This is a genomic window from Bradyrhizobium yuanmingense (genome assembly GCF_900094575.1).
Classification (GTDB): domain Bacteria; phylum Pseudomonadota; class Alphaproteobacteria; order Rhizobiales; family Xanthobacteraceae; genus Bradyrhizobium; species Bradyrhizobium yuanmingense.
The window spans coordinates 896,982-915,139 of record NZ_FMAE01000002.1; the positions used below are offsets into that span (position 1 = coordinate 896,982).

Annotated in this window: 22 protein-coding genes, 1 tRNA gene and 1 pseudogene; 11 read left to right on the top strand and 13 right to left on the bottom strand. The window is 64.7% G+C overall.

Annotated elements, in window-relative coordinates; translation table 11 throughout:
• Window positions 1-191 precede the first annotated feature (191 nt).
• Window positions 192-1,742 carry an ABC transporter substrate-binding protein gene (locus tag GA0061099_RS09285; protein ID WP_035996790.1) on the bottom strand — a complete coding sequence of 517 codons (1,551 nt, stop codon included), beginning with the start codon at window positions 1,740-1,742 and terminating at the stop codon, window positions 192-194.
• Between the two features lie 301 nt (window positions 1,743-2,043).
• Window positions 2,044-2,355, bottom strand: coding sequence for a hypothetical protein (locus tag GA0061099_RS09290; RefSeq protein ID WP_036020648.1), 312 nt, complete (start codon window positions 2,353-2,355; stop codon window positions 2,044-2,046).
• 180 nt (window positions 2,356-2,535) lie between these two features.
• Between GA0061099_RS09290 and irr the strand changes: the two genes are divergently transcribed.
• Window positions 2,536-3,021, top strand: coding sequence for a Fur family transcriptional regulator Irr (irr, locus tag GA0061099_RS09295; protein ID WP_036020650.1), 486 nt, complete (start codon window positions 2,536-2,538; stop codon window positions 3,019-3,021).
• A 29-nt stretch (window positions 3,022-3,050) separates the two neighbouring features.
• On the opposite strand, the pseudogene GA0061099_RS09300 reads toward irr, so the two are convergent.
• Window positions 3,051-4,594, bottom strand: a pseudogene (locus GA0061099_RS09300) (winged helix-turn-helix domain-containing tetratricopeptide repeat protein).
• 133 nt (window positions 4,595-4,727) lie between these two features.
• Between GA0061099_RS09300 and mddA the strand changes: the two are divergent.
• Window positions 4,728-5,516, top strand: coding sequence for a methanethiol S-methyltransferase (mddA, locus tag GA0061099_RS09305; protein WP_035996713.1), 789 nt, complete (start codon window positions 4,728-4,730; stop codon window positions 5,514-5,516).
• An 88-nt stretch (window positions 5,517-5,604) separates the two neighbouring features.
• Window positions 5,605-6,027, top strand: coding sequence for a GFA family protein (locus tag GA0061099_RS09310; RefSeq protein ID WP_035996716.1), 423 nt, complete (start codon window positions 5,605-5,607; stop codon window positions 6,025-6,027).
• A gap of 80 nt (window positions 6,028-6,107) precedes the next feature.
• Here the strand turns inward: GA0061099_RS09310 and GA0061099_RS09315 are convergent, their stop codons facing one another.
• Window positions 6,108-6,332, bottom strand: coding sequence for a hypothetical protein (locus GA0061099_RS09315; RefSeq protein ID WP_036020653.1), 225 nt, complete (start codon window positions 6,330-6,332; stop codon window positions 6,108-6,110).
• Window positions 6,333-6,566: 234 nt separating this feature from the next.
• Here GA0061099_RS09315 and GA0061099_RS09320 point away from each other — a divergent pair, with 234 nt between their 5' ends.
• Window positions 6,567-6,851 (top strand): hypothetical protein, encoded by a 285-nt coding sequence (locus GA0061099_RS09320; RefSeq protein ID WP_036020657.1) that lies wholly within the window; start codon window positions 6,567-6,569, stop codon window positions 6,849-6,851.
• 135 nt (window positions 6,852-6,986) lie between these two features.
• Here the strand turns inward: GA0061099_RS09320 and GA0061099_RS09325 are convergent, their stop codons facing one another.
• The 4 genes from GA0061099_RS09325 to GA0061099_RS09340 form a co-directional block, all read right to left on the bottom strand.
• The gene (locus tag GA0061099_RS09325; RefSeq protein WP_036020659.1) at window positions 6,987-8,921 is read right to left on the bottom strand and encodes a sensor histidine kinase; all 1,935 of its coding nucleotides are present in this window, start codon (window positions 8,919-8,921) and stop codon (window positions 6,987-6,989) included.
• Window positions 8,918-9,601: a response regulator transcription factor gene (locus tag GA0061099_RS09330; protein WP_036020692.1), complete on the bottom strand. Its 684-nt coding sequence runs from the start codon at window positions 9,599-9,601 to the stop codon at window positions 8,918-8,920. The genes GA0061099_RS09325 and GA0061099_RS09330 overlap by 4 nt, the downstream gene beginning before the upstream one ends.
• Window positions 9,602-9,760: 159 nt before the next feature.
• Entirely contained in the window at window positions 9,761-9,988 is a 228-nt protein-coding gene (locus tag GA0061099_RS09335) for a hypothetical protein (RefSeq protein ID WP_036020661.1), read from the bottom strand.
• 137 nt (window positions 9,989-10,125) lie between these two features.
• Window positions 10,126-10,992, bottom strand: coding sequence for an alpha/beta fold hydrolase (locus tag GA0061099_RS09340; protein WP_036020665.1), 867 nt, complete (start codon window positions 10,990-10,992; stop codon window positions 10,126-10,128).
• Window positions 10,993-11,134: 142 nt separating this feature from the next.
• On the opposite strand from GA0061099_RS09340, the gene GA0061099_RS09345 reads away from it, so the two are divergent.
• Window positions 11,135-11,512 carry a VOC family protein gene (locus GA0061099_RS09345; protein ID WP_035996730.1) on the top strand — a complete coding sequence of 126 codons (378 nt, stop codon included), beginning with the start codon at window positions 11,135-11,137 and terminating at the stop codon, window positions 11,510-11,512.
• A 19-nt stretch (window positions 11,513-11,531) separates the two neighbouring features.
• On the top strand, window positions 11,532-12,416 hold the full coding sequence (locus GA0061099_RS09350; protein WP_036020669.1) for an arginase family protein: 885 nt from the start codon (window positions 11,532-11,534) through the stop codon (window positions 12,414-12,416).
• Window positions 12,417-12,510: 94 nt separating this feature from the next.
• Here GA0061099_RS09350 and GA0061099_RS09355 read toward each other — a convergent pair.
• A tRNA-Leu gene (locus GA0061099_RS09355) sits at window positions 12,511-12,595 on the bottom strand.
• A gap of 155 nt (window positions 12,596-12,750) precedes the next feature.
• On the opposite strand from GA0061099_RS09355, the gene GA0061099_RS09360 reads away from it, so the two are divergent.
• Window positions 12,751-13,290 (top strand): disulfide bond formation protein B, encoded by a 540-nt coding sequence (locus GA0061099_RS09360; RefSeq protein WP_036020670.1) that lies wholly within the window; start codon window positions 12,751-12,753, stop codon window positions 13,288-13,290.
• A 3-nt stretch (window positions 13,291-13,293) separates the two neighbouring features.
• Here GA0061099_RS09360 and GA0061099_RS09365 read toward each other — a convergent pair whose 3' ends face one another.
• Together GA0061099_RS09365 and GA0061099_RS09370 are read right to left on the bottom strand one after the other, a co-directional pair.
• Entirely contained in the window at window positions 13,294-14,379 is a 1,086-nt protein-coding gene (locus tag GA0061099_RS09365; protein ID WP_036020673.1) for an AbrB family transcriptional regulator, read from the bottom strand.
• 100 nt (window positions 14,380-14,479) lie between these two features.
• Window positions 14,480-14,761 (bottom strand): PsiF family protein, encoded by a 282-nt coding sequence (locus GA0061099_RS09370; RefSeq protein ID WP_036020676.1) that lies wholly within the window; start codon window positions 14,759-14,761, stop codon window positions 14,480-14,482.
• A 200-nt stretch (window positions 14,762-14,961) separates the two neighbouring features.
• On the opposite strand from GA0061099_RS09370, the gene GA0061099_RS09375 reads away from it, so the two are divergent.
• On the top strand, window positions 14,962-15,444 hold the full coding sequence (locus GA0061099_RS09375) for a hypothetical protein (RefSeq protein WP_035996745.1): 483 nt from the start codon (window positions 14,962-14,964) through the stop codon (window positions 15,442-15,444).
• Window positions 15,445-15,552: 108 nt separating this feature from the next.
• Here GA0061099_RS09375 and GA0061099_RS09380 read toward each other — a convergent pair whose 3' ends face one another.
• Window positions 15,553-16,101, bottom strand: a complete 549-nt coding sequence (locus GA0061099_RS09380; RefSeq protein ID WP_035996748.1) for a TetR/AcrR family transcriptional regulator — start codon at window positions 16,099-16,101, stop codon at window positions 15,553-15,555.
• 107 nt (window positions 16,102-16,208) lie between these two features.
• Here GA0061099_RS09380 and GA0061099_RS09385 point away from each other — a divergent pair, with 107 nt between their 5' ends.
• The 3 genes from GA0061099_RS09385 (at window position 16,209) to GA0061099_RS09395 (ending at window position 17,855) form a co-directional block, all read left to right on the top strand.
• The gene (locus GA0061099_RS09385) at window positions 16,209-16,637 is read left to right on the top strand and encodes an acyl-CoA thioesterase (RefSeq protein WP_035996751.1); all 429 of its coding nucleotides are present in this window, start codon (window positions 16,209-16,211) and stop codon (window positions 16,635-16,637) included.
• 3 nt (window positions 16,638-16,640) lie between these two features.
• Window positions 16,641-17,084 (top strand): PaaI family thioesterase, encoded by a 444-nt coding sequence (locus tag GA0061099_RS09390; protein WP_036020678.1) that lies wholly within the window; start codon window positions 16,641-16,643, stop codon window positions 17,082-17,084.
• A gap of 111 nt (window positions 17,085-17,195) precedes the next feature.
• Window positions 17,196-17,855 carry a DsbA family protein gene (locus GA0061099_RS09395; protein WP_035996797.1) on the top strand — a complete coding sequence of 220 codons (660 nt, stop codon included), beginning with the start codon at window positions 17,196-17,198 and terminating at the stop codon, window positions 17,853-17,855.
• An 80-nt stretch (window positions 17,856-17,935) separates the two neighbouring features.
• On the opposite strand, the gene GA0061099_RS09400 is transcribed toward GA0061099_RS09395, so the two are convergent.
• Window positions 17,936-18,142 carry a hypothetical protein gene (locus GA0061099_RS09400; RefSeq protein WP_035996755.1) on the bottom strand — a complete coding sequence of 69 codons (207 nt, stop codon included), beginning with the start codon at window positions 18,140-18,142 and terminating at the stop codon, window positions 17,936-17,938.
• Between the last annotated feature and the right edge of the window lie 16 nt (window positions 18,143-18,158).

Below are 18,158 nucleotides of genomic sequence, written 5' to 3' on the forward strand. Positions count from 1 at the left end.
TCATATTGGTGATGTGACCTGGCGCCACGGAGACGGAGTGACTCCCTCGCCCCGCTTGCGGGGAGAGGGTTGGGGTGAGGGGGACTTCCCGCGAACGTATCAGCAGTTGGACTCGTGGAGACTCCCCCTCACCCGAATGTGCGCTATGCGCACATTCGACCTCTCCCCGCAGGGGAGAGAGGTAAGAGGCTTCACTTGTCGAGCCATGCGTCCTTGAAGCCGTCATTGACCCCGATCCCCGTGGTGATCAGGTTCTTGACCTTGCAGCGCATGATGGTCGGAAATTGCAGCTCGAGCATCCAGGCAACCGGCACGTCCTCGACCAGGATCTTCTGCGCCTTCTCGTAGATCTCCTTGCGCTTGGAATCCGGCGTTGCAACCGCGCCCTCGGCGAACAGCTTGTCGATATCCGGGTTGGAGTAACCCTCGACGTTGTTGAACATCTGGCCCTTGGCGATGTTGCTGGAGATGTAGTTGCGTCCCACTCCGAGCGCGGGGTCGCCGTACTGGTAGAGATAGGTAAAGGCGATGTCGTAATCCCACTCGGCGATCTTCTGGTTGCCGCCGGCGACGTCGGTGGCGATCGTCTCGATGGTCATGCCGACATCCTGGAGGTTCTGCTTGACGGCTTCGCCCCAGCGCTGCCAGGTCTCGCCATAGGCGAGCGGCAGCAGGCGGATCTTTTCGCCCTTGTAGCCGGCTTCCTTCAGCAGTGCCTTGGCCTTGGCCGGATCGTAGGGGTATTTCTTCACGTCATCGGTATAGAACTTGATGGTCGAGGCCGACGGGCCGGTGGCGACCTTGCCGAGCCCGTTCCAGATCACGTCCTTGGCGAAGTCGCGGTCGACCGCATACATGATCGCCTGCCGCACCCGCTTGTCGGCGAGCGGACCCTGGCGGTTGTTCAGCCACAGCCAGGCCAGCGGCGAGAAGAATTCCCAGCCGGCGCCGGTGACGCAGGTGTCCTTCAGCTTGGACAGCCGCGGCACGTCGAAATTCTCGACCGAGCCGCCGGGCAGCACGTCGACCTTGCCGGTCTCGTAAGCCACCGAGCGCGCGGCGGCGTCCGGGATGATCTGCCAGTAGATCTCGTCGAGATGGGGCTTGCCCTTTTCGTGGTAGTTCGGATTCTTGACCAGGCGGATGAACGAGCCCTTCTGCCATTCCTTGAACATGAATGGGCCGGTGCCGATGGGTGCGTTGTTGTAGGGGTTGGTCTTCCAGTCGGTGCCTGCATAGAGATGCTTCGGCACCATCGGCATCGAGCCGACCTCGAAGATGCCGAGGAACGGGCCGAACGGCTGCTTCAGCGTGAAGACCACCGTATGATCGTCCGGCGTCTCGACCTTGTCGACCTGCGCCAAATTGGTGCGGGCGCGCGCATGGGTCTGCTTCAGCATCTCGATCGAGAACAGCACGTCGGCGGCGGTGAAGGGCTTGCCGTCGTGCCAGGTCACGCCCTTCTTCAGCTTGAAGATGTAGGTCTTGGCGTCCTCGCTGACGCTCCAGCTCTCGGCGAGCTCCGGCAGGGGATCGAGCTTGGGGCTGTAGCGCAAGAGGCCTTCGAAGATGTTGCCCGAGACCATCTGGGTCGGGCCGTTCTGGACCTGCGCAAGCATCAGGCCGGGCGGCTCGGGCTGGATCACGGCATTGATCACACCCCCCGTCTTCGGCTCTTGCGCCAGCGCAGGGGCCGCAAGGCCGCAAGCCAGGAGGAGACCAAGCAACACTCGTTTTGGCATGTCGTAATCTTTCTCAAGCGAGACCAGCCGGAAACGCTTCGCACGCGCCCTCGCGCGCAAAGCGACGGTCGGTCCATCCCAGTCCCCATCCGCCATCGAGGCTCACACAGTCCCGTTCAGCGCGGCAAGATGAAAGTCGCGACAGTGCTCGCACAAAAAATGTACAGCTCGTCCTGTTTCTCCGCCTGTGCGACGGCACGGTAGATCGGCCAGCTCCGAGGGATCAGGCGGCCTTCAGAAGTGATGAGAGCATGCCGGGGCAGTGCACAAGTCCGCGCCTGCGACCAAAAGCATCAGCCCGTCATTTTGCGCCGAGCGCCCGCCGCAATTCGTCGAGCGCCTCTGCAAGCTGCTCGCGGTGCGCGATGTCGTTCTTGGGAAGCGCGGCGACGCTGCCGGCGAGCTCCCGCAGGATGCCGGCCAGCAGGCCGAAGTTGACGTGCAGATGCACCGATTTGCGTTCATCGGCCGCACCAGGATGTTGCAGCACCAGCGCAATGCCGCTGCCGTCGAGCTTCGCCTCGAAGCGGGACGAATGCTCGAAGGTGCCGACATAGAATTTGTCGGGATATTCGAGTGCGACTTCTGCCTTGTCGGGAACCGGCTTGGACATGCGAACCTCATCTATGCCCGCGCATTCTGGCCGGGAATGAGCCGGCCCGCCTTGCGCCAGGTCAGAGGCGGTCGACGCCAAATTTGATCCGGATCAAAGCCGGCCCGCCGCTTTTGCGATCGAATGGCAAGTAGCGGGACGCGGCTGCGCATCCCGTTTGCTTGAGCCGTGAGACGATGGATGGACATTCAGGCCACGACTATCCCTGCGGATGACGACGGCGGATCCGATATCGCCGGTCTTGAGCCGTCGCCGGATGCGGGCGTGCAGCACTGCCTGCAATTGCTCGGCAATGCCGGCTTGCGCCCGACACGCCAGCGCGTGGCGCTGGGCCGACTGCTGTTCCTGGGCGGCCATCGTCACGTCACCGCAGAAAGTCTCTACGCAGAAGCGATGGCTGCGAACGCATACCTGTCGCTCGCCACCGTCTACAACACGCTGAACCAGTTCACCGAAGCGGGCCTCTTGCGCCGGATCGCGGCCGACGGCATCAAGTCGTTCTTCGACACCGACACGTCCCTGCATCCGCACTTCTATCTCGAAGGCGAGGACGTGCTGGTCGACGTGGCCGAGGGCCTCGCCTTCACCAAGATGCCCGAGGCGCTTCCCGGCCACGAGATCGCGCGGCTCGATGTCGTCGTCCATTTACGCCGGAAGCGAACTTAGCGCTTGCCCTGCAGGGAGGGTAAGACGCCTCACTGCAAGCCTGCGCGGCGGAATCCCTCCAGATAGTGTTCGCGATCTCGCTCACTGGCCCACGGCAGCTGCGTCGCGATCCAGTGCAGCGAGATGCCCGGCTGGGTGCGGCGGAGCTCTCCGAGTGCCATTTCCGCAAGCGTGCCATCGCCGGTCATGCCGGCGGAGACGGCGAGCACGCGGTATGCGCCGGTAAGATCGCCGCGGTGGCGGATCGCCTCGCGCGCCAGCGCGATGGCCTCGCCATAGTGCCGTTCGGTGAAGCGCGCATAGGCGGCGATACCGTGATAGATCGCCAATGACGGATCGCGCGGCGACAGCCGGATCGCCTTTTGCGCGGCCTCGAACGAGTCGTTCGAGCGTCCGGCATAGGACAGTGCCAGCGCGTAATAGCCCTGCGCCAGTGAGAAGTTCGGATTGAGCGCGAGCGCCTGCTCGAACTCGGACAGCGCGTCTGGGAGCCTGCGGGTCGAGAAGCAGACGCTGCCGAGCGCGGCATGTGCCCAGGCGTCCTCATGGTCGCAGCGCACCGCTTTGAGCGCGGCGGCTTCCGCGGACGGCGCAACCGCGGCCAGCTCGGTCCAGCCGAGATGCACGCCGAACATGTCGTTCACGGCCAGCACCGACAACGCCTGGCCGTAATCCGGATCGATCGCGATCGCGCGCGCGAGCAGCGCCTTCGCGGCCGCATGGTCCTGCCGGGTCACGCGCCAATAATGCGACAGCGCGCGCATCAACAGGTCCCAGGCGTCGAGGCTCGCCGGCGGCTTACGACGGCTGCGGAAATTCTCGGCGGCGTGGATCTGCGGCTCGATCGCGGCGGCGATCGCGTTGGTGATCTCGTCCTGCACGGCGAAGACGTCGACGAGCTCGCGGTCATAGCGCTCGGCCCAGAGATGACCGCCCGACACGGCGTCGTTGAGCTGCGCGGTGATGCGCACCGTTTTGTCCGTCTTGCGCACGCTGCCTTCGACGATGTAGCGGACGCCGAGCTCCTCGGCGATCTGCCTGATATGGACCGCGCGTCCCTTGTAAGTGAAGGAGGAGTTACGGGCGATCACCATGAACCAGCGCTGCTTCGACAGCGCGGTGAGGATGTCCTCGCTGATCCCGTCGCCGAAATAGTCCTGCTCGGGATCCCCGCTCTTGTTCTCGAAGGCGAGCACCGCGACCGCCGGGCGGTCCGCCATGCGCGGGGGAGCGAGCCTGGCTTCGGTCCGCGCGGGCGATGCCGCCACCTCTTCCCGGACCTCGCCGACGAACCGAAAGCCCTTGCGCGGAATGGTCTTGATCAGGCGCTGGCTCGCGCCGTCGTCGCCGAGCGCCTTGCGCGCGGCGTTGATCCGGCTGTCGAGGGCGGAATCCGAGACGATGCGGTCGTTCCAGACCTGATCAGGTCATCCTTACTGACCACACGCGCCCGTTGCGTGACCAGATAAAGCAGCAGATCGAACACCTGCGGCTGCAACGGGACGGGTTTTCCGTCGCAAGTGAGCTCCCGGAGGTCGCCGTCCAGCACGTTGTTTTCAAAGCGAAATCGCACGTTCTCGTCGTCTCAAGCAAAAATCAAAGTCGTCTCAGGCGAAAATCAATCGTCCGCGAAAGCCGCGGGACGTCCGATCCGGCATGGTGCGAAGACCAAACCGTGTCGATGCCTCGGCACAACGGAGTGTTTCATGACCCAAATTGATCATCAGGTTCATTCTCTCGGCCCGGAGGTTACGGGCTCTCGTATTTTCAGGTTCATCGCCTTTCTGTACGGAATTGCGGCATATCTCGTGTTTTTCGTCACCATTCTCTACGCGATCGGCTTCGTCATGGGGGTGATGGTGCCCAAGACCATCGATACCGGTGCCGAAGCGCCCGTCGTTCGCGCGGTCGTCATCAATCTGCTGCTGATGTCGCTGTTCGCGGTTCAACACAGCGTGATGGCGCGCCAACAATTCAAGGCATGGTGGACGCAGTTCGTCCCCAAGCCGGTCGAGCGAAGCACGTATGTGCTGTTCGCGAGCCTGTCATTGCTCCTGCTGTTCTGGCAGTGGCGTCCGCTACCCGCGGTCATATGGGAGGTCGAGAACCCCGATCTTGCCGTGACACTGGTCACATTGTCCTTCGCTGGCTGGGTGCTGGTGTTCACCTCGACCTTCATCATCAACCATTTCGAACTGTTCGGCCTGCATCAGGTGACGAATCATCTCGTCGGCAAGGAAATGCAGCCGCCGCGTTTCAAGACGCCGCTGCTCTACAAATTCGTCCGCCATCCGATCTATCTCGGTTTCATCATCGCGTTCTGGGCGGCGCCAGTCATGACCGCGGGTCATCTCTTGTTCGCGGCCGTGACCACGCTCTACATCTTCGTCGGCATCGCGCTGGAGGAGAGCGATCTCGTCGATCTCTTCGGCGACGAGTACCGGCAGTACAAGCAACGCGTCTCCATGCTTATTCCCTGGCGCCGGTCGGTATAGTCTAGGTCAAGCCCCGCGCATCCAATCGAAACGGCGCGCGGGGCGCCGACGCGCGATAACGATCCATCAGAAAAAGGGAGACGTCCAAATGAAACATGTCGGAAACTGCTTCTGCGGCGCGGTCACGGTCGAGGTCACGGGCGCGCCGGAGGCGATGGGCTATTGCCATTGCCGCTCCTGCCGCTCGTGGTCGGGCGGTCCGGTCAACGCTTTCAGCCTTTGGAAGCCGGAAGCCGTGCGCATCATCGAAGGCGCTCAGAATGTCGAGACCTTCGTCAAGACGCCGCTCAGCCAGCGCAAATATTGCAGGAAGTGCGGTGGCCATCTCATGACCAACCATCCGCCGCTCGGTCTGGTCGACGTTTTCGCCGCCACCATCCCCACCCTCGCGTTCACGCCCAGCGTCCACGTCAACTATGCCGAGACCGTGCTGCCGATGCGCGATGGCCTGCCCAAGCTGAAGGATTTTCCCGCCGAGTTCGGCGGAAGCGGCGAAATGATGCAGGAATAGCGGCGCGCCTTTGGCATTTTTTCGAGAGGGCGGCAGAGCGCCGCCCTCTCTGGCTTCTTCCAAGAGAGAAGGATCAAGGACTAGCCTCCGCGCGATTCGACCACCTTGCGGCAGGAATCGGACAGCTTCGACTTGTTCTCGCGCAGGCAGGCGTTCATCTGCGGCGGCTTGCCGATATGCTCGGCGCAGAATTTGCTGGCGTCGCCGCGGCAGGCCATTTGCTCCTGCACAGATGGACCGGACTGTGCGGCAGCAGGCAGGGCGGCAGCTGCGAGCAGCAGCGCGGCAAGAACCGAAATCTTCATAGAGCACCTCTTTGGAATTCTCGTTGGTCCCGACCGGGATCAATCGGGCCGGACCATTCCGCAAAGGCCGGGCGCCGGTCCATGCCATGTTCATGGCAGCGGCCAGTCCTCCCGCCCGCGGTACCCCCATCTTCATGGCATGTATCCGCGCGCCGACTTTTGTCATTCAGGCTGCACCTCGGCTGCGAGACCCGGTGATTGCGTCGGGACGCCGAACGGAACCAGGAGAGCAAGATGTCGAAGAGAGCTGGAGCGCTGGGCGCAGGGCTGACGGTCATGGCGCTGGCGGGCGCGGCGACGGTGTCGCTGGGCACGAGCCCGGCGCAGGCCGTGGTCTATTGCAAGACCGTTGGCGTGCCCAAGGGCTGCGTGGTGCGGCCGACTGGCGCCGTGGTGGTGGGAGCGCCGGTCGCGCGGGCTGCCGTCGCGACCCCCGGTGTCGGCGCGCCCGGTGTCGGTGTGCGTGCCGGCACGCCGATGAATCGCGGCGGCCCGGTCAATCGCGTCGGCGTGCGCTGATATTTCCGCTTCATTGAATTGATGCATCGCTTCGGGCCAAGGGGCCTGCGGACGACCCCCCCGTCCTCCGCAGGCAATTTTACCCGGCCCGTCCCCTCTCTCCGTGCGCCCCACACGTTCGGGGAGGGGGCCCTTTCAGCCCGCGGCCATGTCGCTGTCGGGAAAACGTTGCGGCAATTTCAGCCGCACGCGCGTGCCGGAGGAATCAGACGTCAGGTCGAGCACCGCGCCGCAGCGCGCGGCGCGGCTTTTCATGTTGCGCAGGCCGCGCGCGGTCTGGCCGGCCCCCGCGGCCTCGCCATTGCCGGCCAGCGCAAAGCCGCCTCCGTCGTCAGTCACGCTGATCACGCCATACGGCCCCTGGCCCGCGTCGAACGTGTCGATGGTCACCGCGATGCGGCGGGCCTGCGCGTGCTTGACCGCATTGGTCACGGCTTCGTCGAGGATGCGCACGATCTGGACGACGTGCCATGGCCTGAGCTCGGGATGCAGCGGCAGGCCCTGCGGCGTCGCCACGCGCCAGTCGAGCGTGATGTCGTGCGGGCGCAATTGGGCCGTGGCGCGCTCGCGCCAGGAGCCGAGCGCCAGCATCAGGTCGCCGCCAATGTCGTCCATGGAATCGATCACGAGACGGAGATCCTTCAGCGCCGCGCGGGCGGCGTCCGTGATGCTCGCGCCCGTGCTGCCGCGTTCGGACAGCGCGACGATGCTCACCAGCTGGCCGCCGAGGCCGTCGTGCAGGTCTCGCATCAGGCGCGTGCGCTCGTTGGCGAGCGCCGCCGCGCGGGCGCGCTCCTCCTCGCGGGCAAAGCTCGCCTTCAGCCGCTCCTCGGCCTCCCGCACCCGCGTCACCAACTGGCCGGCAAAGCTGTCGACCTGGTTCAAGGCGCGGGCGAAGCGCCAGGTCAGCCCGGCGCCGATCGCGACCAGCATCGCCGAATAGGACAGGCGCGAGACGAAGATGCGATCGTTGCTCACGATGTCGAGCACCGTGAGCATGTCCTGGACCCAGCAGACCAGCACGATGGTCACCGCGCAGCCGATCGTGAAGCTCGCCGCGTCTTGCCGTCGCACCACCGCGGTTGCAGTGACGCAAGCCATCAGAAACAGGCAGAGCCCGACGGTGGGAATGCCGAGCACCAGGAACAGGATGCGCGGTAGCGGCGGGCCCCCGATCAGCCCGACCACGAACACGAGGACGCCGGGCACGAACAGCAGCGTGCCGTAGCGCGGCCAGCGCCAGCCGAAGAACAGCACGCCGAACACGACGATCAGCGCGCTCTCAATCGGTGCGGAGGCCAGCAGCACCGCGGCCAGGTGCGATACCGTAGCCGGCGGCACCGGCGGCGGCGCGAATGCCTGCACCACGCCGAGCACCATCGCCGTCGCCAGTACGCCATAGACCGGCTCGTGACGCCGCATCAGCCACATGATCGCGAGGATGACGGCCAGGATCGCCTGCCAGGCGGAAAACACCACCGGCAGGGTGACGAACAGCAGCGTGCGTGTCTCATAGGCCGGGCGCAAGGCGGCATCCGGCCCGACATAGACGGTGTCGAGGAAGCCCTTGAGCGGGCCCCATACGAACAGCCGCACCGTGATCTCGTTTCCGCCCTCGCGCAGCAGCGACGCGGGGATGGCGGCGATCTGCGGCGTGTTGCGGTCGGGCCGGTTGGCGTTGGTGTCGCGTCGGGAGTCGAGCACGACGACGCCGTTGACGGCGACCTCCACCGCGTTGCTGAAGCGCGGCAGGAACACCGACCAGCCCGAGGCCGCATCGCCGCTCCGGAACGTGAAGGTGCCGGCGTAGATCGGCGGGTCGGCCAGCGAATAGCGCGACGAGGTGAAATGGGGCAGCGTCACCGGGCGCGTCAGACCGTCCTCCCGCGCCGAGAAATCGTCCACCGCGTAGTCGTCGGGATCGCTCGGCTGCAGCAACCGAATCCCCAGGATCGTGACGATCACGATCAGCGCCTGAAGCAGCAGATAGGGCACGAGGCGCGAGGCGATTAGCCGGCGCCGCGGGCGTGTCGGTGCCTTCGTAGGTGCTTTGGCCGCGATCTCGCTCACAGCTTGATCAGGCCCTGCTGCACCGCCTCGAACACCGCCTCGCTGCGCGTATGCACCTCGAGCTTGCGATAGATGTTCTTGATATGGCCGGGGACGGTCTGTTTGGACAGGCCGAGATGGCTCGCGATCTCGGCATAGCTGAAGCCTTTGGCGATGCCCCACAGAATATCGATCTCGCGCGGGGTGAGCCTTGCCGTATTGAGCGCGGGGCCGGGCGGCGGCTCCGCCGAATTCTGCGCGGCACCTTGCGTCCTGCGCACGATGAAGCGGGCGATCGAGGCCGAGATCGGCGAATGTCCCGCGACCAGATCGCGCACCGTGGTGGCGATGTCGGTGGGGAAGGCGTCCTTGAGCAGGTAGCCGGTGGCGCCGACCGTGATCGCGGAGATCACGCTTTCCTCGTCGCCGAGCGCGGAAATCACCATGATTTCGGTGTCGGGGAAGCGCTGCCGCATCTCGCGGATCAGCTCGACGCCGTGGCCGTCGGGCAGTCGGAGGTCGGTCAGCAGCACGCGCGGCGCCCCGGCGGCGAGGGCCTGCCGCGCCTCCGCAAGCGTACCGGCGCTGCGGACCTCGTAACCGGCCTTGGCCAGCGCATCCTGCAGCCGCCAGCAGGTCGGCGCATCGTCCTCGACGAGGAGGATGGTGATGGCTTCACCCGTCTCGCCTTGTTCGGTCATGATCATGGTCCCGCGATCCGCGTGTCCCCCGCGGCGCGAGGCAAGTCTAACCGCAGCCCGAAGACGGTGACACCCATAATCATGGGGGCGGGAAAGTCACGGGACTGCCATGTGCCGACCCAACGTTGCCGCGCGACGGAGTGCCGCCGCCAATCCAGCTTACGAAAGATCAACCCGCGGCGGCGGATATCGCCGCGCCAGGACCGATAGCGACAGCGGCCGTTCGTCTTCCGGTAGCTCCAAATAGGCCAGCACGAGCGGCCGCTTCCAATCGCCGACGCCGAAATCCATCGCCGTCCATTTCTGCGGCTCGGGCCCTTCGAGCCCCCGGACCCAGACGAAATAGCGGGGAAGGTCGTCCGTGTCCGTCGTGCGTCTCCTGGCCATCGAAGCGGTCCGCTGCGTCAAGATCGTTGCCGCACGATATAGGGAATATCTGGGGGAAGTCGAACGTCCCGGGACGATCGGGGAAGCTTGCCGCCCGCGCCGGTGCCGGTTGGCGACAAAAGCGCTGTCGTTGCCCGTTAAGGTTCGATCCGTTCGAGAAATGATCGCGTCAGCGCGACAACCTCATCGAGGTTGGTTTCGAGCAGCCAATGGCCGCCATCCAGGAAATGCAGTTCGGCATCCGGCAGGTCGCGGAGATAGGCCCGCCCTGACTCCTCAGGCATGTAATGGTCCTGCGGCCCCCACAGGATCAATGTTGGCGGCTTGTGCTGCTGAAGATATCGGCGGTGCTCGGGAAACCATTGGCGGTTCGCCTTGAGGCCAAACAGAACGTCTGCGGCGGCGTCTTTCCGCCGCTCGGTCATCAGCGACCAGTGCAATCGCCAAAGGTCCGGCGCGATGAGCCCAGCCAGATCCGCACGCACGTCATTCAGGAACTCGTCGCGGAAATTCTCTTCAGTGATAGCTTCCCTCATCGCCGCACGCATCTCCTGATCGGGCAGTGACCAGAACTTCTCGATGTCGGCGTATGCCGGGCCAAGCGCATCTTCGTAAGGTATGTCGCCGTTTTGAATGATCTGGGCCACCACCCTTTCAGGCCGCATGATCGCCAGCCTGGCTCCGATCGGTGAGCCGAAATCATGAAGGTAGATCACGAAGCGTTCGATCTTCAGCTGCTTCACGAACTGGTCGAGCCACGCGGCATAGCCGTCGAAGCTGTAATCGAAGTCATCAGGTGTCCCGCTATAGCCGAACCCGGGATAGTCGGGAGCAATCAGCCGCCATTTATCGGCCAGTCGCGGCATCAGATTGCGGAATTCGTAGGATGAACAGGGATAGCCGTGCGGTAGCAGAACGACGGGCGCGCGTTCAGGACCGGCTTCTCGGTAGAAGGTATCCACGGATCCGATCCGGACCCTGCAATGTCTGACGCGTGTGTCCATGTCTTGCTTCCTTTGTAGATAAAGCAACTTCGGGGGCGGGGTTCCCGGCATCTGCTTCGTGGTGGGTAGAACCGCAGGCGGCTCTGCGGAACAACGACCGGAAGCTCACCGTTACGAAGCAACACCGGAACGGGAGGTCGTTGTGATCCATCATGTCTCCGTCGGTACGAATGATGTTCAGCGTGCGAAGCGCTTCTACGATGCGGTCTTGCCGGTCGTCGGGATCACGCCGATGGCCGAGGACGAGGGTGGACTGGGCTACGGAAGCGGGACGTTTCACTTCAGCGTTCAAGTTCCGATCGATGGAAAACCCGCGACCGTGGGTAACGGCAGTCATATCGCCTTTGCCGTCGAGAACCGCGCGATGGTCGATCGCTTCTACGCAGCAGCATTAGAGCATGGTGGCAGCGACGCTGGCGCTCCCGGGCTGCGGCCGAGTTACGACCTCAACTATTATGGGGCGTTTGTCCGCGATCCAGACGGTCACAAGATCGAGGCCGTGACCTACTCGGCACAATAGTCGCGAGCGGGAAGGCGCCATGCCGACCATGCCCTATGCAATTATCGAAGCGCCTTCGACGCTCGGCCTTGCGACCGACGGCGTGGAGCGCTTGCCCGAACAGCTGCTGAAGCTTCGACTTGCGGAGCGCATCGGCGCACGCCGCGCCGGGCGGCTGGTGGTGCCTTCGAAAGATCCGGTGCCGGATCCCGAGACCGGCATCTTGAACGCCGGCGCAATAGCGGCGTGGTCGCCCCAGCTCGCCGACGCGGTGGAAGCGGTGCTTGTCGCGGGCGAGTTTCCGCTGGTGCTGGGCGGCGATTGCACGATCTTGCTGGGCTCGATGCTCGCGCTTCGACGGCGCGGCCGCTACGGCCTGTTGTTCATCGACGGCCACGCCGATTTTTTCCAGCCCGAGGCGGAGCCCAATGGTGAGGGCGCCTCGATGGACCTTGCCTTCGTTTCCGGCTACGGCCCGTCCCTCCTGGCCGACATCGAAGGTCACGGTCCTCTGGTCCGCCCTGAAGACATTGTGGCGTTTGGATATCGCGATCACCAGGATCAGGCGGAATATGGAAGCCAGCCGCTTCCCGAAGAGCTCAAGGTGCTTGATCTTCCGGCTGTGCGGGCGCGGGGCATCGAGGCCGCTGCACGCGAAGCCGTCGATTACCTGATGCGAGCCGAGCTGGACGGCTTCTTCATCCATCTCGACGCCGATTGTCTCGACGATGCCATCATGCCGGCTGTCGATTTTCGCGTGCCGGGTGGGTTGTCGTGGGACGAGCTATCGACCGTGCTCCGGGTTGGCTTGGCGAGTGGCAAGGCGGTCGGCCTGGAGATCACCATTTACAATCCGGGCCTGGATGAAGACGGCAGCGCCGGGCGTGGCCTGGCCGATGTGCTCGCAGCAACGCTCGGGTCGTAGCTCGAGTTTGCTGAACCAGTTCGACTTCGCCAAGAGGCTTCGCCGGACACGCTTCGCCCTTCTAGCCCCCACGCGAAGCCCAAAGGGCGAAGCGTGGTGCCCCTGGCCGGAATCGAACCAGCACTCCTTGCGGAACTCGATTTTGAGTCGAGCGCGTCTACCAGTTCCGCCACAGGGGCCCTCGGTCGGCCCCATAGGCGGCGTCGCGAAGCCGGCGGACTATAGCCATGGACGGGACGGGGTCAACCCGCGCCAAAGTGATCCCGGCCGTTCTCGACAGCCGCATGGGCCGGGGCTAGAGGCTTAGGGCGCGCGAGATACGAAAGAGGCTGCCGTGACCACCCAGAGTGCCGCCATACCTGCGTTCAAGCCGGGCGCCACGAGCCCCGCGCTGACCGCCGCGGTCCTGGTCACGCTGATCGGCGCAGCCACGATTGCGGGCGCCTGGTTCTTCCAGCTCGTCCTGGAGATCCTGCCCTGCCCATTGTGCCTGGAGCAGCGCTACGCCTATTACCTTGCGATACCGCTCGGTGTGCTGACGGCGCTGGCGGCGCGAAGCGGCGCGCCGCGGCCGCTGCTGCTGGCTGGGCTGGCGATCCTCACCCTGGCCACGCTCGCCAATGCCGGCCTCGGCGCCTACCATTCCGGGGTCGAATGGGGGTTCTGGAAGGGGCCGACCGATTGCTCCGGTCCGGTCGTCAACCTCGGCAGCGCCGCCGATCTCTTGTCGAAGCTCGACACCGTGAAGGTGGTGCGCTGCGACGAGGTGCAATGGCGCTTCCTCGGCCTGTCGCTCGCCGGCTACAACGTGCTGATCTCCCTCGTGATGGCCGCCATCGCCGCGTGGGGATTCGTGCGGACCGCGAAGCGCTAAAGCTCAATCATCCACGTCGTCCTGCGTGCGCCCGAACAGGTGCACGATGCCCGGCGTTGCGATCGTCACGAAGACGAAACGCGACAGGTGGTGGGCGCCGACGAAGATCGGGTCGATGTGCAGCGTCAAGGCCAGCGCCAGCATCGCGTCCATCGCGCCCGGCGCGAAGGCGACGACGACGTCGGAGAATTTCACCGGGGTGGTCAGCGCCACGATGCCAACGAAGATGGCGGAGACGGCGATGGCCACGGCAAACGAGCCCAGCGCAGCGCGGAGGTGGCCGGCGAGCGTCTTGATCCGCATCCGCGCGAAACGGCTGCCGATCAGTGCGCCGATCCCGATCAGCGCAACGCCACGCACCCAGTCCGGCAGGCCGCCCTCGACCCATCCGGCACCATGCAGCACGCTCGAGGCGATCATCGCGCCGAACATCCAGCTCGCGGGAAACCTGATCAGCCGCAACACGAGCGCTGCGGCCAGCGACGCGGCGGCTAGCTCGAGCAGGTCGAGCGGCGAGGCGATGGTCGTCGTCAACGACGGTGCAGCGGAGGGCGTGACGCCTGCAATCGCCAGCACCATCGGCAGCGCGGCGGTCAGGATCATGACGCGCATGGTCTGCACCACCGCAATGCCCGGCAGGTCGGCGCCGCGCTCGACCGCCAGGATCGTGATCTGCGACAGCGCGCCGGGACTGCCGGCCAGGAAAGCGGAGGTGCGGTCCCAGCCATGCATGCGCTGGAGGTAATAGCTCGACCCGAACGTGGAGCAGAACGTGGCGAGCGCAAGCAGGCCGATGGTGACGGGGTAGGCGCTGACCTGCTGAAGCAAATGGCGCGAGACGACCGAGCCCAGCGAGATGCCGAGCAGCACCAGCACGGTCTGGGTCAAAATCGGCGGCAAGGTCAGCTGGCGGCCGGCGATCGCGGCGATCCCGACCGCGATCATCGAGCCGGAGATCAGCCCGCCGGGAAGGCCGGCGAGCAGAAACACAAGGCCGCCGGCGGTGCCGATGACGAGCGTCTCCACCGTGCTCAGGATCGTGGCACGGCTCGGCCATTCGAACGACAGGGAGGCGGTGATGTGCTTCACGCCACCTTATCGCAAATCAGCGCGAGGCGCACAATTGCAGGCTCATCATGCCGCAATGCGCGAGGCCTTCCGCGGAGGCTCGGAAGGAATCGTGACGGGCTTATTTCTTGTCGGCTGCGGGAGCGGCGACTGCGCTGCCGGCCTTCGCCTCCTTTTTGCATTCGCGACGGAATTTCTTGCGCTCCTTCCCCTTCAATCCCTTGGCGTCCGCCTGCCTGGAGCATTCCAGCGATTCCGCCGATCGCTCCTTCGTTGCCTTCTTGTCGTCGACGGTGGCGGCAGTGTCGGTCTTGGCGGCCGGCGCGGCGGTCTGCGCGAAAGCGGTGCCGGTGACGAGCAGGGAGGCGAGAGCAACGGCGGCGAGGCGGGACGTGAAGGTCATGTGGTGCACTCTGCTTGCGAGAATTGCGAAGGGCTGGAACGTTGGCTCGCGTTGCTGAACGCGACATGAATGAGTTGAGCGGCAGGATCACTATATTTTGCCGGCGCAACCCATCGCATCCTTGTCGCAAGCGGCCGGCACGCTAGGATAGCAATCCTCAATTCACTTCCGTCGGGGAAGATCAAGCAGGAGACCCAGGGATGACCATTCAGACGAAATTGTTGTATGCGATCGCAGCGTCCGGTGTCGCGGCATTGCTGACGAGCGCGCCGGCACAGGCACTGACAGCGCAGGAGTGCAGCGCGAAGTACCAGGCCGCCAAGAAGGACGGCTCGCTCGGCACCATGAAGTGGAATGACTTCCGCAAGGCCCAATGCGGTGCCGATGCGACGCCCGCCGCTGCGCCGACAGCGGCTGCGCCCACAGCTCCCGCGGAGCCGAAGCAGGCCAAGAAGGAAGAGGCACCCGCCGCCGCGCCGGCCCTGCCGGCCGGTCCTGCGGTCTACCCAAACGCGGTCGATCCGAAATATGCCAAGGAGACGCCCGGCAAGGCGCGCCTGCACACCTGCGTCGACCAGTACAATGCCAACAAGTCCACCAACGGCAACGGCGGCTTGAAATGGATTCAGAAAGGCGGCGGCTATTACAGCGAATGCACCAAGAAGCTGAAGGGCGCCGCCTGAGCTTCGCAGCGAAGGCCGGAGCAAGGCTCCGGCCGATTCGCCTGAATTCTCGCGCATGATCTTGGCAGAACACCTGCGCTCACCCGGCCCTTGGGGTCCGGATCATGCTTAGTCCAGCAGCTTCTCGGCAGATTTCGCCACGAGCTGCGACCGCTTGCGCGGACCGCTCTCGACGAACAACAGGCTCTGGCCGAAGATGAAGCAGTAGAACAGAAAGGCCTGCGCGTCGGCCTCCTCGGCCGCAAGACCGGTTGCGCGATAGAGGTCGCCGACGTGCCTGAGCCGCGCCGCGTCGACGCTCGCCACCGCCGCCGCGGCGTTGTCCTCCGATCGGGCCCATTGCCGGATCGCGAGCTCGATCGCCATCCCTTCTGGATTGAGCCGCTCGGAATAAAGCTGGATCACCGCCTTCAGCCGCTCGCGGGGCGCTTGTCCGTCGAGGCTCGTCTGCTGCGCGATCGCGGCGATGCGGCCCTTGCGCCAGGCTTCGAGCATGGCCTCGAGCAGTGCGGCGCGGTCGGCGAAGCGCCGGTAGAAGCCGCCCTTGGTGACGCCGAGATTCTTGGCGAGCACCTCGACCCGGACGCCCTCCACCCCCGCGCGGGCGAGCTCGGCAAACCCAGCCTCGACCCAGACGTCGCCCTTGCCGTCGCTCATGAAGAAAGCCTCACCCGGTCTTGATACGGTGCCGTATTGCTAACGTGACACGGGTTTGATACGCTACCGTATCAACGAGCAAGGACGAAATTGCGGGAGGAAATGCGATGGAGCAGGAGGCGACCTATCGCGGCACGGTCTATCCGTGGCAATGCGACCATGTCGGGCACATGAACATCATGTGGTATGTCGGCAAGTTCGACGAGGCCAATTGGAATCTGTTCGCTCGTCTCGGCCTGACGCCGAGCTATTTGCGCATCTCCGGCCGCGGCATGGCCGCGGTGCAGCAGAACATCGCCTACAAGCGCGAGCTGCTCGCCGGCGACATCGTCGAGATCCGCAGCCATCTGCTCGAGATCAGGGACAAGTCGATCCGCTTCCGGCACGACATGACGAATGCGGAGACCGGCGAGCTCGCGGCGACGTGCGAGATCACCGGCGTGCACATGGACCGTCAGCTCCGCAAGTCCGCCCCGTTCGCCGATTGCATTCGCGAAGCTGCCTTGAAGCATCTTGCCGAACCAGCCGAGGTGTGAGCCATGACCGCATTCGAGCCGAAAAACCCGGGCTATCGCGCGGCGGCGATCGCCATGTTCGATGCCCAACCGGCCATGCGCACGCTCGGTATCGTGATCGTCCGGCTCGCGCCGGGCGAGGTCGAGCTGGCGATGCTGCATGCGCCGGCCCTCACGCAGCAGAATGGTTTCATCCATGCCGGCATCATCACGGCCGGGCTCGACAACGCCTGCGGCGTTGCGGCCTTCAGCTTGATGCCGGCGGAGGCCGGTATCCTCACCGTCGAATTCAAGACCACGCTGCTCGCGCCTGCCCGCGGCGAGCGTTTCGTCTTCAAGGCCGAAGTGGTCAAGCCCGGCCGCACGCTGACCTTCTGCGAGGCAAAGGCCTACGCCGAGCATGACGGCAAGACCACGCTGATCGCCATGATGAGCGGGACCTTGATGGCGATGCTGCCGGCGGCTTAGTCGAGCCGGACGCGATTCGCGTGGCAATCGCGCCCGCGGCATTCTATATGACCCGTAACAATGACCGGTGCGCGGGCGTATATCCGCAAGACGGGACCGGAACGGGACGATATGACTGGATTTGGGAATAATGGCCTTGGGCCGAGCCGGCGCGCAGCCTTGACGCTGATCGGAGCGGGCGCTCTCGCCGTGGGTGGGATCGTTTCGGCGCGCGCCGCCACCGGCGATGACGAGGTGCTGACCGAAGCCAAGGTGCTGCGCGATCCCGACACGCCGGTCGCAGGCAATCCCGACGGCAACATCACCATCGTCGAATGGTCCGACTACAATTGTCCCTATTGCCGCAAGCTCGAGCCCGAGCTGCGCCAGGTGGTCCAGGACGACGGCAAGGTGCGGCTGGTCATGAAGGACTGGCCGATCCTCGGGCCGGTTTCGGTCACCGCGGCGCGGAGCGCGCTGGCGGCCAAGTTCCAGGGCAAGTATCACCAGGCCCATGACGCCCTGATCGGCGTCAGCTCGCGCCTGACCGAGCCGCGCATCAACGAGCTGCTCGCGGCTGCCGGGGTCGACATGGACCGCTTGAAGCGCGATCTCACCGGCCACGCCAAGGACATCGACGCCATCCTCAAGCGCAACAACGAGCAGGCTGAAGCTTTCGGCTTCCAGGGCACCCCGTCCTTCATCGTCGGCAAGTATCGCGTGCCCGGCGTGCTCAGCATGACCGAGTTCGAGCAGGTCATCGCCGACGCCCGCAAGGCCAAGATGAACTGAGCCGGCGATATTTCAGGACGCAATACAAAGGCGCCGTCGCGGGTCTGCGACGGCGCCTCGTTCATGTCGATCGGACGAAATTACTTCGACGAGATCCGGACCCAGTCCTTGTGCGCGCGATCGCGCAGCGCATCCCAATCGGCCTTGGCGACGTCCCAGTTCACGATCGTTCGGTTGGTGGTCGCGATGTCGCCTTTGGCGACTGACGACGTCTGCATGGAATCATAGACGTAGACGCCGCCCGCAAGCAGCAACGCGCCCAGGATCATTCCGAAAAAAGTCTGCATGGCGAACCTCCGGTGA

Bases quoted from the DNA above. Each gene is read 5' to 3' on its own strand.
- GA0061099_RS09285 (WP_035996790.1), bottom strand. From the start codon at position 1,742: ATGCCAAAACGAGTGTTGCTTGGTCTCCTCCTGGCTTGCGGCCTTGCG.
- GA0061099_RS09290 (WP_036020648.1), bottom strand. From the start codon at position 2,355: ATGTCCAAGCCGGTTCCCGACAAGGCAGAAGTCGCACTCGAATATCCC.
- irr (WP_036020650.1), top strand. From the start codon at position 2,536: ATGGACATTCAGGCCACGACTATCCCTGCGGATGACGACGGCGGATCC.
- mddA (WP_035996713.1), top strand. From the start codon at position 4,728: ATGACCCAAATTGATCATCAGGTTCATTCTCTCGGCCCGGAGGTTACG.
- GA0061099_RS09310 (WP_035996716.1), top strand. From the start codon at position 5,605: ATGAAACATGTCGGAAACTGCTTCTGCGGCGCGGTCACGGTCGAGGTC.
- GA0061099_RS09315 (WP_036020653.1), bottom strand. From the start codon at position 6,332: ATGAAGATTTCGGTTCTTGCCGCGCTGCTGCTCGCAGCTGCCGCCCTG.
- GA0061099_RS09320 (WP_036020657.1), top strand. From the start codon at position 6,567: ATGTCGAAGAGAGCTGGAGCGCTGGGCGCAGGGCTGACGGTCATGGCG.
- GA0061099_RS09330 (WP_036020692.1), bottom strand. From the start codon at position 9,601: ATGACCGAACAAGGCGAGACGGGTGAAGCCATCACCATCCTCCTCGTC.
- GA0061099_RS09335 (WP_036020661.1), bottom strand. From the start codon at position 9,988: ATGGCCAGGAGACGCACGACGGACACGGACGACCTTCCCCGCTATTTC.
- GA0061099_RS09340 (WP_036020665.1), bottom strand. From the start codon at position 10,992: ATGGACACACGCGTCAGACATTGCAGGGTCCGGATCGGATCCGTGGAT.
- GA0061099_RS09350 (WP_036020669.1), top strand. From the start codon at position 11,532: ATGCCGACCATGCCCTATGCAATTATCGAAGCGCCTTCGACGCTCGGC.
- GA0061099_RS09370 (WP_036020676.1), bottom strand. From the start codon at position 14,761: ATGACCTTCACGTCCCGCCTCGCCGCCGTTGCTCTCGCCTCCCTGCTC.
- GA0061099_RS09375 (WP_035996745.1), top strand. From the start codon at position 14,962: ATGACCATTCAGACGAAATTGTTGTATGCGATCGCAGCGTCCGGTGTC.
- GA0061099_RS09380 (WP_035996748.1), bottom strand. From the start codon at position 16,101: ATGAGCGACGGCAAGGGCGACGTCTGGGTCGAGGCTGGGTTTGCCGAG.
- GA0061099_RS09385 (WP_035996751.1), top strand. From the start codon at position 16,209: ATGGAGCAGGAGGCGACCTATCGCGGCACGGTCTATCCGTGGCAATGC.
- GA0061099_RS09390 (WP_036020678.1), top strand. From the start codon at position 16,641: ATGACCGCATTCGAGCCGAAAAACCCGGGCTATCGCGCGGCGGCGATC.
- GA0061099_RS09395 (WP_035996797.1), top strand. From the start codon at position 17,196: ATGACTGGATTTGGGAATAATGGCCTTGGGCCGAGCCGGCGCGCAGCC.
- GA0061099_RS09400 (WP_035996755.1), bottom strand. From the start codon at position 18,142: ATGCAGACTTTTTTCGGAATGATCCTGGGCGCGTTGCTGCTTGCGGGC.